Annotated in this window: 9 protein-coding genes and 1 tRNA gene; 7 read left to right on the forward strand and 3 right to left on the reverse strand. The window is 44.0% G+C overall.

Annotation, left to right across the window (positions count from 1 at the left end; genetic code table 11):
* Window positions 1-24 precede the first annotated feature (24 nt).
* Window positions 25-693 carry a cytochrome b6 gene (gene petB / locus F6J90_RS13205; protein WP_070391575.1) on the reverse strand — a complete coding sequence of 223 codons (669 nt, stop codon included), beginning with the start codon at window positions 691-693 and terminating at the stop codon, window positions 25-27.
* A gap of 221 nt (window positions 694-914) precedes the next feature.
* Here petB and ctpA point away from each other — a divergent pair, with 221 nt between their 5' ends.
* Complete coding sequence (gene ctpA, locus F6J90_RS13210) at window positions 915-2,150, forward strand: carboxyl-terminal processing protease CtpA (RefSeq protein ID WP_293093856.1); 1,236 nt, start codon at window positions 915-917, stop codon at window positions 2,148-2,150.
* Between the two features lie 69 nt (window positions 2,151-2,219).
* Here the strand turns inward: ctpA and F6J90_RS13215 are convergent, their stop codons facing one another.
* Window positions 2,220-2,924: an MBL fold metallo-hydrolase gene (locus tag F6J90_RS13215; RefSeq protein ID WP_293093859.1), complete on the reverse strand. Its 705-nt coding sequence runs from the start codon at window positions 2,922-2,924 to the stop codon at window positions 2,220-2,222.
* Between the two features lie 53 nt (window positions 2,925-2,977).
* Here F6J90_RS13215 and F6J90_RS13220 point away from each other — a divergent pair, with 53 nt between their 5' ends.
* Window positions 2,978-4,474, forward strand: coding sequence for a site-2 protease family protein (locus tag F6J90_RS13220; RefSeq protein WP_293093862.1), 1,497 nt, complete (start codon window positions 2,978-2,980; stop codon window positions 4,472-4,474).
* Between the two features lie 490 nt (window positions 4,475-4,964).
* Window positions 4,965-6,329, forward strand: coding sequence for an FADH(2)-oxidizing methylenetetrahydrofolate--tRNA-(uracil(54)-C(5))-methyltransferase TrmFO (gene trmFO, locus F6J90_RS13225; protein ID WP_293093864.1), 1,365 nt, complete (start codon window positions 4,965-4,967; stop codon window positions 6,327-6,329).
* Window positions 6,330-6,599: 270 nt separating this feature from the next.
* On the opposite strand, the gene F6J90_RS13230 is transcribed toward trmFO, so the two are convergent.
* Complete coding sequence (locus F6J90_RS13230) at window positions 6,600-6,863, reverse strand: hypothetical protein (RefSeq protein WP_293093867.1); 264 nt, start codon at window positions 6,861-6,863, stop codon at window positions 6,600-6,602.
* Window positions 6,864-8,433: 1,570 nt separating this feature from the next.
* On the opposite strand from F6J90_RS13230, the gene F6J90_RS13235 reads away from it, so the two are divergent.
* The 4 genes from F6J90_RS13235 to F6J90_RS13250 all read left to right on the forward strand — a co-directional run bounded on the left by F6J90_RS13235 (window position 8,434) and on the right by F6J90_RS13250 (window position 13,913).
* Entirely contained in the window at window positions 8,434-9,537 is a 1,104-nt protein-coding gene (locus F6J90_RS13235; RefSeq protein ID WP_293094868.1) for an RNA-guided endonuclease TnpB family protein, read from the forward strand.
* Window positions 9,538-9,580: 43 nt separating this feature from the next.
* Entirely contained in the window at window positions 9,581-10,825 is a 1,245-nt protein-coding gene (locus tag F6J90_RS13240; RefSeq protein WP_293093870.1) for a M23 family metallopeptidase, read from the forward strand.
* Window positions 10,826-10,961: 136 nt separating this feature from the next.
* A tRNA-Arg gene (locus F6J90_RS13245) sits at window positions 10,962-11,034 on the forward strand.
* Between the two features lie 347 nt (window positions 11,035-11,381).
* Window positions 11,382-13,913: a sigma 54-interacting transcriptional regulator gene (locus F6J90_RS13250; protein WP_293093873.1), complete on the forward strand. Its 2,532-nt coding sequence runs from the start codon at window positions 11,382-11,384 to the stop codon at window positions 13,911-13,913.
* The last annotated feature ends 103 nt before the right edge of the window (window positions 13,914-14,016 follow it).

The raw sequence follows: 14,016 nt of genomic DNA on the forward strand, positions 1-14,016 counted from the left end.
TCCTGACTTTTAGTCAGTACAGATTTACAATGGACCAGAAATGCCCTGTTTGCGAATCATCAGGAAGTGCAGCAGCATGAAGACAGCGATAAACCAGGGCAAAACAAAGGTATGTAGGCTGTAGTAGCGACTCAGGGTACCCTGACCTACACTAGTACCACCGCGCAGCAGTTCGACGATTAAAGAACCAACCACGGGAATAGCTTCAGGAACGCCAGATACAATCTTGACCGCCCAGTAACCAACTTGGTCCCAAGGCAAGGAGTAGCCAGTCACACCGAAAGAGACTGTAATTACTGCTAAAACTACCCCTGTCACCCAGGTCAGTTCACGGGGCTTTTTGAAGCCACCAGTCAGATAGACCCGGAAGACGTGCAGAATCATCATCAGCACCATCATGCTGGCAGACCAGCGGTGAACAGAGCGGATTAGCCAGCCAAAGCTCACTTCAGTCATAATGTACTGTACAGAGCTAAATGCCTCAGCGACCGTCGGCTTGTAGTAGAAGGTCATGGCAAATCCAGTGGCAAACTGGATTATAAAGCAAGTTAGAGTAATTCCACCCAGGCAGTAAAAAATATTAACGTGTGGAGGTACGTACTTTGAAGTGATGTCATCGGAAAGTGCCTGAATTTCCAGACGCTCCTCAAACCAGTCGTATACTTTCGAGTCAGTGATTTGCTTAGAAAACATGAGGCCAGAGTTTCCGAAAGGATTTTGCCGTCAGACGTTGAATGTCGGAGTGTTCAACTCCTTAAGTTACAACGAATACAGCCTATATGTTACATGATGTTAATTTTAACATGACCTGCTTCATTAATTTGCCGTCAACTCTGGCGGTTACAGCCCAAATATTATACCTGATCGCGGTTACAGGTAACATAACTTAACAAGTAATCTCATAATTTTTGATCATGCACAAACGAGCCTTCTGGGTTGGACTCTTACTAACCTTCCCAATCATGCTATTGTCTGCCTGGTGGACACCAACAGCCGCTGCCTTCTCTCAGGAGCAAAGGCTTTTTTCCCAAGCATGGCGGATTGTCTCTCAATCCTACGTTGATGATACCTTTAACCATCAGAATTGGTGGTTGTTACGTCAGAAGACCTTGAAAAAGCGGCTGCCTAATCGTGAAGCTACCTATACTGCCATAGAAACAATGTTAGGGAGTCTTGGGGATCCCTTCACACGATTGCTCAGACCTGAACAATATCATAGTTTGCAAATCAACACCTCTGGTGAACTCTCCGGTGTCGGGCTACAAATTGCAATTGATGGGGAAACTGGTGAGTTAGAAGTAATCACCCCAATTGCTCAATCACCAGCGGATTTAGCCGGTATCCGACCACGGGATCACATCCTAGAAATTGATGGCATGCTGACTAGGGACATGACTCTAGATGAAGCAGCAGCAAGGATGCGTGGACCAATTGGTACAACAGTTACCTTGAAGATTCAAGGCCAGAAAGAACAGCCAAAATTGGTGGAAATAGTACGCGATCGCATTTCCCTAAACCCAGTGTATTCAGTCCTCGATACCGAGGACAATAGAAACCCAGTCGGTTATATTCGCCTGTCTCAATTTAGTGCCAACGCCCCAATGGAAGTTGCCCACGCCGTTGCTAAACTCAAGGAGATGGGTGCAGATGGCTATATTCTTGATCTCAGGAATAATCCAGGGGGTCTCTTGCAGGCAGGTATTGAAATTGCTCGCCTCTGGTTAGATCAAGGCACTATTGTTTACACCGTTAACCGCCAAGGCACCATTGGTAGCTTTCAAGCCTATGGTGAAGCTCTTACGGAAGACCCCTTGGTTGTATTAGTTAATCAAGGCAGCGCCAGTGCTAGTGAGATTCTAGCTGGGGCTTTACAGGACAATGGTAGGGCAAAGCTAGTCGGGGAAAAAACCTTTGGCAAAGGGTTAATTCAGTCCTTATTTGAACTAATAGATGGGTCAGGATTAGCAGTTACCGTTGCCAAGTACGAGACCCCCAATCACCGGGATATTAATAAATTAGGGATTGAGCCAGACGTGGAAGTGCCTTTAGAAGCAATTAGTTTGAGCGAAGTGGGAACAAAAGCAGATACTCAGTATCACGAAGCAATCAAGTTGTTAACCTCTGATACTTTTCTAGCTAAGGCAAGTTAGATTGTCTGTAGATTAGGGCGTCAGAGCATCAGGGGGTCAGGGCGTCAGATATATAGCTCTTCTGGGCTTTCAAACTTCGCCCAAACTTGCTGATAAACGCTCGTAAGCTTGGTCAATCACGCCTTTGCCTCGCAAAAAACCAGTATTGGCCCCAGGACAGATAAATTGAAGAGTCTCTGGGGTAAAACGCTCAAGCAACGATTGCAGACTCCGAATCTGTCTCGGCCAATGAAATGTTTTCGGGGTTCGCAGGGGCAACAGTTCTCCTTGTTTACTAGGAAGCAAATGACGCCCAGAAAATAGCACACCCCCTGCACCAGTGTAGTAAAGACAAGAAGAACCAGGAGAGTGACCAGGAGTCCAAATGACGTAGCAGTAGGGATTTATAGTCAACTCCTTGTGAAATGGAACTACGTCCAATCCCGGCAGTAAGTAAGCCTCTTGTTCTTGAATCAGGACTTGGCACCCCATACTCTCCTGAATTTCCTTTGCTTTACCAATACCACCCCGATGGGTAATAAACAGTAATGAGACTCCCCCTTGCTCACGCAAAAATTGTTGGTTCGTGTCATTCCAGGCAGGACAATCAATCAATAGGTTGAAGGAATTTCCTACAATAATATAAGCCGTACCACCTAACGTATCTCGATTGGGTGGAAAAGCAAAAATGGTATCAAGAACAAGGCGTGGTGGCTTGGATGCAGCAGGTTGCTGATTAGACGATGCCCTTGGCGTAAGATCAAAATCGCCTTTTGCTGGAGTATCGGGTTGCACAATGCTTGTAGTTTAATTGTTGTAGTTTTTAGTAGACGGTGTGATCTTTCATCATGGAACTCTGGCTACTCCCATTTATTTTACTCGCTGTGATCACCTACTTCGTTATCCAGCGCAGCGTTGCCAGCCTCACTCAGACACCAGTCTGGTTACTGTGGCTGGTGATGATGGCTCCACCAGTAGTTTGGATTGGTTGGACTCTGTTCAATGGTGAGAACACACCAATACCACCAGCCCTATTGCTCGGTCCATTTGTCATTTGCTTGCCGTTGTACTGGCTGCTGATTCAGTGGGGACGCCCAGCTCCCAATTCAACAATGACCAAAGAGAATCCGACTAAAACAACTACCTCAGACCCGGTCGCCAAAATTTCATCGGCAACTGAAAAGTCAAGCCTTCGTCCCATCACTAAAGAAGAAGAAACAGAGCTGAGAAATTGTTTTCCCTGGGGAATCTACTATCTCCAAAATATTGAGTACCGACCTCAAGTAGTGTTGTGTCGCGGCAAACTCCGCACTAACCCAGAGCAAGCCTACCGTACCGTGCGGTCAAATATAGAAGCCGAGTTTGGCGATCGCTTCTTCGTAGTCTTTCAAGAAAGCTTTAGCGGCAAACCCTTTTTTGCTCTAGTGCCCAATACCAAAAAATCAACCAAACCTTACAGGGGGTCTGAATCATTAACGCGACCTGGTTTAGCATTGGGTCTGATGCTCATTACCTTGTTTACCACCACCTGGATGGGCACTCAGATAGCTGGAGTGTCAGAAAATCCCCTTACTGACCCAGCGCTTTTACTGCAAGGACTGCCCTATGCCCTGGCCTTAATGGCAATTCTCAGCATTCATGAACTTGGCCATTATTTCGCCGCAATGGTTTACAAGGTGCGTACAACTCTGCCTTACTTTATCCCCATACCCTTTTTATTCTTGGGAACATTGGGAGCATTTATTCATATACGCTCTCCTGTTCCTAACCGTAAAGCCTTATTTGATATAGGCATTGCTGGTCCACTAGTTGGCTTAGTGGTTACCCTACCAATCCTAATGTGGGGATTAGCCCATTCCACTGTAGTGCCTTTGTCTGACTCTTCAGGAATCTTGAACCTAGAATCCCTCAATCCCCGATTTTCCCTTTTGCTAAGCTTACTAAGTAAATGGGCATTGGGCAGTGAATTTGTCTCGAACACCGCAATTAACCTTCATCCTGTGGCAGTCGCTGGTTATGTCGGTTTAGTTGTTACTGCTTTCAATTTAATGCCAGTGGGACAACTGGATGGTGGACATATCGTCCATGCGATGTTGGGTCAAAGAACTGGTATGACCATTGGCCAGATTACCCGGCTGTTAATGATGCTCCTAGTATTTATCCAGCCAGAATTACTCCTGTGGGCAATTATTCTTTTATTCATGCCAGTGGCAGATGAACCAGCCCTTAATGATGTTTCAGAACTTGACAACTGGCGAGATTTGTGTGGAATTCTAGCATTGTTGATTTTAGTCAGTATTATTCTGCCAGTACCAGGAACAATCACTAAGTTGTTAACTATTTAGTCAGATCGTGTCCCGTTAAAATTTAAAATTGAGGAGTGAAAATTGAGTAAGCATTCAGCCGTCAGCTGTCAGCCGTCAGCTTAACATAAACCTCTTTCAGTAGAATTTAATAGTTCGAGATTCATGAGAATTGAAAGTCTGGTGAAAAGCCCATATAAGCATTCAATTCACGGCTTGCCTGTTTTATTCAAAAGCTGTTCCCTTTGCTTGCCCAAGCGCCCATAAGCTGTTCGCCTAGCTTGCGCGTAGCGCATTAGCTGATAGCTGATAGATGATAGCTGACAAAATTAAGACTCTAAAATTGAGACTCTAAAATTGGATAATTTAAAATTGTAAATGGCAAATTTGGTATTAACAATTAAAAATTAACAATTAACAATAGCGCTTCTCAAACTTATGAGGTACATTCAAGTTTCTTAATCCTACTCCCTACTCCCTACTCCCTACTCCCTACTCCCTATTCCCTATTCCCTGTTCCCTTTGCTATATAATGACTAATGACAAACAAAAAGTAAATGTTATCGGTGGTGGATTAGCCGGTACAGAAGCTGCTTGGCAAATTGCTCAGGCTGGAGTACCAGTGGTGTTGCACGAAATGCGACCAGTGCGACTATCCCCGGCTCATCATACGGTCGAATTGGCAGAATTAGTATGTAGCAATTCCTTTGGTGCTAAGTCAAGCGATCGCGCTGCGGGTTTGTTGCACGAAGAATTGAGACGCCTTGGTTCAATTATTATTGGCAAAGCTGATCAACATGCTGTTCCAGCTGGGGGTGCCTTAGCTGTAGACCGAGCAGTATTTAGTCGGGAATTGACGGAAACTTTAGCTAGTCATCCCCTGATCGAGTTGCAGCGGGAGGAAGTTCCGCAAATTCCTACCACAGGGGTGGTGGTACTTACAACCGGTCCGTTGACTAGTCCTGCTTTAGCTGAAGACCTGCAACAGTTCACTGGTTTAGAATACTTTAGTTTTTTTGATGCCGCATCACCGATTGTAGTGGGGGAATCCATCAATCGTGATATTGCCTTTATGGCATCCCGGTATGACAAAGGAGAAGCTGCTTATCTTAATTGTCCCATGAATCGGGAGCAGTATCGTCACTTCTGGGAGGAACTGTGTGCAGCTCAAAAGGCGGAATTGAAAGACTTTGAGCAAGAAACTGCTAAGTTTTTTGAAGGGTGTCTACCGATTGAGGAGATGGCTCGTCGGGGGGAAGATACTATGCGTTATGGTCCTCTTAAGCCAGTGGGACTGTTTGATGCCCGTAAGGGAGACTTCCGTGCCCCAGAGAATCAGCACCACCGTCCTTATGCTGTGGTACAGCTGCGACAGGAAGATAAAGCAGGTCAGCTGTGGAATATGGTGGGATTCCAAACTAATTTGCGCTGGGGTGAGCAAAAACGGGTATTTCGACTGATTCCGGGTTTGGAAGAAGCAGAGTTTGTGCGCATGGGGGTGATGCATCGGAACACGTTTCTGAATGCTCCTGAGTTATTGCAACCAACCCTACAGTTCAAAAAACGGTCTACTTTGTTGGCAGCTGGTCAATTGGTAGGAACAGAAAGTTATACAGCAGCAGCTGCGGGAGGGTGGCTGGCTGGTACCAATGCGGCGCGACTGGTATTGGGATTGGAACTAGTAACGATGCCACCAACTACGATGATGGGAGCGTTGTTTGAGTTTATCAGTTCCGCATCACCCAAGCATTTTCAGCCTATGCCACCAAATTTTGGCATTTTGCCCGAATTGCCAGTGCGGATAAAGAATAAGCGAGAACGATATGGAGCATATCGCGATCGCGCTTTGGCAGATCTTGATGGTTGGTTGAGTAGGCTGCGCGTATCAGCAGCTTAAGAACTCTTATAATCCAAAAACAAAACTTTGACTTATTCTGACTCGAAGCTCCTGACTTGATATTGCTAAATTTCAGAGCTTTTAAGTGAAGGTGCAAGATATTAGAATGGGTAATGGCTTGGGAGTAATCAAAGTTACCAATTTACCATTACCCAATTTTTACAATACTGATGTTCCCGGATATAATATCAGCATTATTCAATTTAGGTTTACCAATTAAGTGCGGGATAGCTCAGCTGAAATCGCTATCATTCAATTTATATGTCCCAATTAAGTGCGGGATAGCTCAGCTGAAATCGCTGTTTCATTAGCATCCACCTCTTGTTGTTCAACTAAAGAAGCTTTTTTTCTAGAACTCTTCTCCAGATTAGCAATCGGGGCAACAATTGGCCAAAAAAGGGTTGCTATCGTCAACACTATCCAAGATATGCGGATTTGCTCAGGAGATAAATTAGTGTCTTTCTGGAAAGCTTGAAACCAGATCGAGAAAAAGTAGAGAGCGCCAGAAACGTAAAATCCTGCTAGTACCGTCATAACTAAATTTTATCCTAATATTGGTTAATTACAAGTTTTCATTCGGTCTGATTGACTGAAAACTATGATGAGATCAAATCCGGTTAATTACTGGTTTGTTAACTATTCCCTCGATGTTTGGTAATGGGCAATGGGGAATCATCAACTACTCATTTCCAATTACGAGTTACCAATTACCCGATCAGGGATATAATAATTATTTGACCGGATTTGAGATGAGCTACCTTTACAGAGTTACCGAAAATTAGGCTAAAGTAACAGTTTTAGTGAAAAAAGGGCTCAATTTTCCCAAAGTGATTACAGTTAGGGAACGGGTAAAGGGGAACCGAAAACAGAACGATCAAGTCTTCTGTTGCCTATTGTAATCTACTAAAAAACGAGATATATACTGTACTTCACGGAATTTAAACCCGCTGTATACTTGATTTCCCTTACTTAAATAGACTAGAGGACTGAGGTTTGCGCTTAGGTTGTTGCTAGGGTTTGTGGTGTTTACTTTCGTGTATGATTTCCCAGCTCAAATACCTTAGATACCTAAATAGCAAACACTAGTCCCGATAATGACAACACTGATGGTTTCCCCTCAGTCTTCACTATCGGCCAGTAGTAGTAGATAATATCCAAGAAGTAAGCATTTAGCCCTCAGCTGTCAGCTATCAGCTTATGGGCATAGGACAAGCTCCGGGAAAAGTTTTTGAATAATACAGGTAAGCATGGGTTTAATATGAGGAAATTCACAGGCTAGAAGCCTGTGCCACAAAGCTGACGGCTGACGGCTGACCGCTGAATGCTTACTCCAAGAAGTGTTTAACTTTCGTCAGCATAAATTGATTTACAACGGTTGACAGCTGTATTCGGGAATTTTTTCGATGATTGTTTACAATACTGAGATAGTCTGTGGTTAAGGAAATTCGACACAGGGGAACCTATAGCAAAAACCTCAACGTCTATGGTATAGCTATGGGTTGGTATGGCTTACACGGGATAGGGAGAGTAGCAATCTAGTACATGATTAGGGTTACTTTGCGTAACTTTACGCATGTTTTCAACAAAACTCCTCTGGGAATGTGGTACAATGCGCCTATGCCATAACCAAGCAATAACAGTATTAGGCTTGACATCCAGATAATCTTCTACAAGAGTGGGTAGCCTGTGAAAAGGTAACTGAGTAAAGCCATCAGTTTTAAATCTCCCGAAAATAACGGAGATAAGCCACAAAGTTGTCACCTCAAATTCAATATTAGGTTGGGTTCCAGCCGATTTGAAGCCTGTGGATAGGGTGCTGCCGACAGTCCTAGTTGAAACAGGAAGTAAACAGGCGTCGTTGTGACGTTTTTGTCCGCGATGTTCACGTTTTATAGAACAGCAAAAACTTAGTTGGCATTTTACGGTACAACACGCTAGTATAAGTGGGTTGTCAAGGTCACTCAGCTGAGCAAGTACATTAAACCCCTTTGAAGCCGCTAAGTTGCTAGGGGTTAACGTCAGGACTTTAGCTAGATCGGAAAAGCCAGGAATTATCCAAGGGATTAAAACACCATCTCGACAACGGAGACAAGAATTGTCCGGAATTATGCTCAGAGCCTTCAAAACCAAGTTAAAATTGAATAACAAACAGAAAACCTTGATGGCTCAACACGCCGGTTATTCAAGATGGATTTGGAATTGGGCGCTCCGGATTTGGAACGAGGCTGATAAAGAGGGCATAAAACTTTCGACTAACAAGCTCAAAAAATTCTACACCAATCATGTTAAGCCTCAATATCCGTGGCAATCTACTCTAAGTTCAAGGGTTTATCAATTCGCCTTTATGTACTTAGGGGAAGCGTTCAAACGATTTTTTCAAGGTACGTCTCAACACCCTAAGTTCAAGAAAAAAGGTAGAAATGATAGCTTTACTCTTGATAACTGCGGCCGGATAATGGAGTTTTCAGGAACTCGATTAAAACTTCCCTTTATTGGATGGGTCAGTACATACGAACCTTTACCGGAAATCCAGACTAAGAGAGTCACAATCACTCGAGTAGCTGCTTCTTCTTGGTATCTGTCTGTAGCCTACGAGTTTGAACCTGAACAAACCGTAAAATCTAGAGAATATCTGGGTGTTGATGTTGGGGTTAAAGTTCTTGCCACTTGTTCAGATGGAACGGTTTTTGAAAACCCAAGAGCTTATAAAAAAGCTAAGAAAAAATTAGCTCGACTTCAACGAGAATTATCTAGAAGAAAGATCGGTTCTAAAAACAGATATAAAACTCAACTGAAGCTAGCAAAAGCTCATCAAAGGGTCGCTAACATCCGGAAAGATGCAATCCATAAACTAACCTCCTGGCTAGGCAAGAACCACGCAGTCATTGGGTTAGAAGATTTGAAGGTTTCCGGCCTGTTGAAAAACCACAAGCTGGCGGGTGCAATCGCTGATTCTGCATTCTATGAGATTCGTCGTCAACTCGAATATAAATCCGAGTGGTACAGTTCAGAATTAGTGTTTGCAGATAGGTTCTATCCATCAACTAAAACCTGTTCAAGCTGTGGCCATGTTCAACAAATGCCACTCAAAGAACGAGTTTTTGACTGTGAGGCTTGCGATTACATCGCTGATCGTGATCTCAACGCAAGTCTCAATTTAGAACGCTTAGCCGAGGGCTTCTCGGTGATCGCCTGTGTTAGTAAGTAGTGCCGACACCTTACGCAACCCAGCTATCTGGAGGAAGCAGGAAGTGAACTTCATTACGACGCTTTATGTCGTTTTGTATCAGTTTTACAGAGCAGTTTGTCTAGCCTGTGTGCTTTGGCTGCTAATCGTCACAATTCCAGGGAGTACTTCTCCCTCACCCAACCCAGGAGTAGTAAACCCAGAAGTAGTAAACCCAGGAGCAGTAGATACCCTGCAACAAATACAGCAACATATTCAGCAGCAGCGGTCTACTATTATTAAGGAAAGCGATCGCATATCTAATGTGGAGCAATCTGCCCAGAAGAAGCTGGGTGTGATTGAGCTTAATCTCAAGTCCACTGATACGGCTAACCAGGATTACAATGGCCAAATCCAACTGGCTAACCAGCATCTAGACCAGTTGCAGGAGGATTTAGCAATTGCCGAGAGAAGCTATTACCAAAAGCGGGCTGCAATCATTGCTCGACTGCGTTTTTTACAGCGCCAGCCCAATGCTGAAGTTGGCTCGAATATCCTCCTCAAGAGTCAAGATATCAACGAATTTATGGCTCGACGCCGCCGATTGAAGTTAGTCTATCAAACAGACCAGAAAATCTTAACTAGTTTAAAAGCTGAAGCCGACAGCATTAACCAACGCAAAACCGAGATAGAGGCTCAGAAAAACCGAGTTTCCCTACTTAAACAACAACTCCTAGCCAAAAAGAAGCAGTTTCAAGCTCAGCTGAAGACACAGCAACAACTGATTGAGCGACTTAACTCTAACCGACAAGCTTTAGAAGCATCCCAAGCCCAGTTAGCAGAAGATTCTAAAAATCTTGTCATCTTGATTCAACGAGAGATTGCCCGTCAAAACAAGATTGCGGCAGCTAGGAAGGCAAGGCTTCGCAAAACGGTTATTTTTAATACTGGTCAGCTGCTTTATCCCAGTAATGGCTCCATTACCAGCAGTTTTGGTTGGCGACGTCACCCAATTCTAGGTACATCTCGGTTCCATTCTGGGATTGACTTTGGGGCTAGTTATGGCAGTACTATTCGAGCAGCAGATAGCGGTACAGTAATTTTTGCCGGTTGGTATGGTGGTTATGGCAATACAGTAATTATTGACCATGGCGACAGTATTGCTACCCTATATGGTCATGCCAGTAGACTATTGGTGAGTAAGGGAGAATCGGTCAAACGAGGAAATGCGATCGCAACCGTTGGGTCTACGGGTTTCTCTACCGGTCCCCACCTCCATTTTGAGGTTCGTAAGAACGGTGAACCTGTCGATCCGGCAAGTTATCTCTAGCCGATGGCACTTGCTAGGGCAGATTTAAAAGGTTTTACAATCGGTGCTCAAGTCCTGTATAGTTAAAACTGGCCATAGTGTGCTATTATCAAAGCTAGTCAGATAAAGTAACTAAAATATAGTCACTCAAGCATGAGGGCGCGTAGCTCAGTGGATAGAGCACCAGATTCCGGTTCTGGGTGTCGGGGGTTCAAATCCCTCCGTGCTCGTTTGGATAACTTAAGATAGCAGTCTAAATTGTATTCTTCAAAGGGCTAGCTCTGGCGTTAGGCACGACCAGAGCTAGATTCTAGTGAAAGTTGTAGATTTACTTATCATCTGGGAGCTTGAAAGGGCTGCTCCTAACTTATTACTATAAATAATTAACAATAAACAATTAACAAAATGCCCCTAACCATCATAATATAGCACTACGCATTAAGGTGTTTGATGTTGATACAAGCTTAAAAGCTCTTTTAGTCAACTTTTGCCTTTTGCCTTTTGCCTTTTGCCCTTGCGCGTAGCGCTATATTTTGATTAACTGAACTTCCCATCACTGTCTATCCTGGAGCCAATCATGACCCTTCCAGACTTAGTCACGTGGCTAAAAGAACGAACTGGTCTGAGTATTTTAACTCAGGAGGTGTTACAGAATCTAGCACCTAAGCTGGAAAAGCAGATTGTGCCAGCAAACCAAACCTTAGTGCTAGCCAACACCCCTCCCGCAGGATTATATATTCTCCGCTCAGGTCGGATCGAAAGCAATCCTGAGGATTGGCAAGCTGTGGGTTTACTCCCTGGCGAAGTGATTAATCTACAAGCTTTATTATTGAACAAACCTGTTGAGCAAACCTTAATTACCCTCAACGAATGTCAGTTTTGGTTTGTCAGTGCTTCCGAATTTAGAGCACTCGTGGAACACTATCCAGAAATTACCGAGGCTTTCTCCCAACAACTGGCTGAAGAAGTAGAAGAGTTATCCGCTCAGCTAGCCTATGAACAAGAGCGTCAAACTATCTTACGACCGTATCTGGTTAGTAAAGCCAAACGGGGGATTATTGGGAAAAGTCGCTATGGGGTGCGACTGCGATCGCAAGTTAAACAAGCAGCGGAAAACCGCGAATCGGTGATAATCTTCGGAGAACCTGGACTAGAAAAAGATAACATAGCAGCCTTGATTCATTTTAGTTCTCCCTATCGGCGAGAAGCCATGATTAAAGTGGATTGCTCTAAATTACAAGCCAGGGGAGCAGAATTATTTGGTCGTGCCGGGGGAAAACCTGGGTTAATTGAAGCCTTAGGTCAAGGAACTTTACTATTAAATAATATTCAAGAACTTCCTCCAGAACTGATTCCACCAATCGCTAATTTACTTAAAACCAATACCTATACTCCAGTCACCCGTTCCCAAGACAGTACAGATGTTGCAGCCAACGTCTCTACCAGTCAGGCTCGGATTATCATGATTGCCGAGAGAAAACTGCCAGACATTGATTCGGTGGCAGGACAATTGATTAAAGTGCCACCACTACGGGTACGAAAAGCCGACATTGGTGACCTAGTCAACTACTATATTAGTATCATCTCTCGTGCTAAATGTATTAATAAAAACCGGATCACTCCCGAAGCATTACGGCGATTACAGGCTTATGATTTTCCCAATAATCTCAAAGAATTATACAATTTAGTTGAACGAGCCATTGTACAGCTAGAAGGATGTTCAGAACTAACTGAAGAAATTATATGGCCCTCCCAAAGTAAGAAAAAGAAATTTCGTCTCAATCTCTTAAATGCTTATCCAGGATTACGCCGCTTTCTCCGCAGCCCTTGGTGGCCAGACCGGATTAATTATGGCTTTACCTTAACTGCTTTTGCGATTATTGTTGCTATTTTATTTATCGGACCCCAGAATCGTCAAGAAAACTTTGCTCTTAATTTATTCTGGGCGTGGTGGTGGCCCTTAGTATTGATTGGTTTTCCCTTTGTGGGTAGGTTATGGTGTGCAGTTTGTCCATTCATGATTTATGGGGAAGTTACTCAGAAATTATCCCTGTGGCTATTTCCCCGTAAGTTAAAACGTTGGCCCCGAGAACAGGCTCAAAAGTGGGGGGGTTGGTTTTTGTTTGGTTTATTCTTCTTGATTTTATTGTGGGAAGAATTGTGGGATTTGGAAAATACTGCTTATCTTTCCGCTTGTCTGCTGTTATTAATTACAGCAGGTGCGATGATATGTTCCGCAATTTTCGAGCGACGCTTCTGGTGCCGCTATTTATGTCCCATTGGCGGCATGAATGGCATGTTCGCTAAACTAGCGATAACGGAATTACGAGCACAACAAGGGATATGTTCAGCGGAATGTAGTACCTATCAATGTTATAAAGGTGGCCCAGAAAAAGGGGAGGGAATGGAAACGGATGGTTGTCCTTTGTACTCTCACCCAGCACAATTGGAAGATAACCGGGATTGTGTGTTGTGCATGACCTGTTTGAAAGCCTGTCCCCATCGTTCAGTAGAAGTGAATTTACGTCCTCCAGGCATTGAATTGTGGACTACCCATGTGCCTCGCAGTTATGAGGTAGCCTTGTTATTGTTATTATTAGGAGCAGTGTTTTTGCACCGTTTACCAGAGTTACAAGAAAACCTGGGGTTAGGGTGGGATTTGAGTCAGTTTTGGACTCATGGTTGGCTCTCGGTAATAGTGTTGATTTTACCAGCAATTGTGCCACTATTGGCTCAAGGAATAATGGTAGGATTTTATCAGGTAAAAGAAACTCGTAAGCCGAATTCTTTTGTGAAATTAGCTTATGGATATTTACCTTTAGTGTTAGCTGGTAATTTGGCTCATTATTGGCGGCTTGGTTTAGGAGAAGGGGGAAGGATTTTACCGGTAATGTTTGCCACCTTTGGATTGAGTGGTGACGGATTACCTGTGTTGGTGGCTCATCCAGCAGTAATTGCGTTCTTGCAGGGAACTACGTTAATTGCTGGAGTGCTTTTATCCCTGTTATTGACCCAGAAGATAGGGCGTCAACCGTTTAGTTTGTTATTACCACACCATGTTAGTACCCTAGTTTTAGGGATTAGTTTGTGGTGGATTATTGTTGGGTAACCATTCAGCTATTAGCCGTCAGCCGTCAGCCGTCAGCCGTTGGCCAATGGCACCTCAAGTAGCGTGGCACAGGCTTCTAGCCTGTGAAGCATAACCTAATAGC

The organism is Moorena sp. SIOASIH (assembly GCF_010671925.1).
Classification (GTDB): domain Bacteria; phylum Cyanobacteriota; class Cyanobacteriia; order Cyanobacteriales; family Coleofasciculaceae; genus Moorena.

Coding starts and splice junctions, on each gene's coding strand:
- petB (WP_070391575.1), bottom strand. CDS start 693: ATGTTTTCTAAGCAAATCACTGACTCGAAAGTATACGACTGGTTTGAG.
- ctpA (WP_293093856.1), top strand. CDS start 915: ATGCACAAACGAGCCTTCTGGGTTGGACTCTTACTAACCTTCCCAATC.
- F6J90_RS13220 (WP_293093862.1), top strand. CDS start 2,978: ATGGAACTCTGGCTACTCCCATTTATTTTACTCGCTGTGATCACCTAC.
- trmFO (WP_293093864.1), top strand. CDS start 4,965: ATGACTAATGACAAACAAAAAGTAAATGTTATCGGTGGTGGATTAGCC.
- F6J90_RS13230 (WP_293093867.1), bottom strand. CDS start 6,863: ATGACGGTACTAGCAGGATTTTACGTTTCTGGCGCTCTCTACTTTTTC.
- F6J90_RS13250 (WP_293093873.1), top strand. CDS start 11,382: ATGACCCTTCCAGACTTAGTCACGTGGCTAAAAGAACGAACTGGTCTG.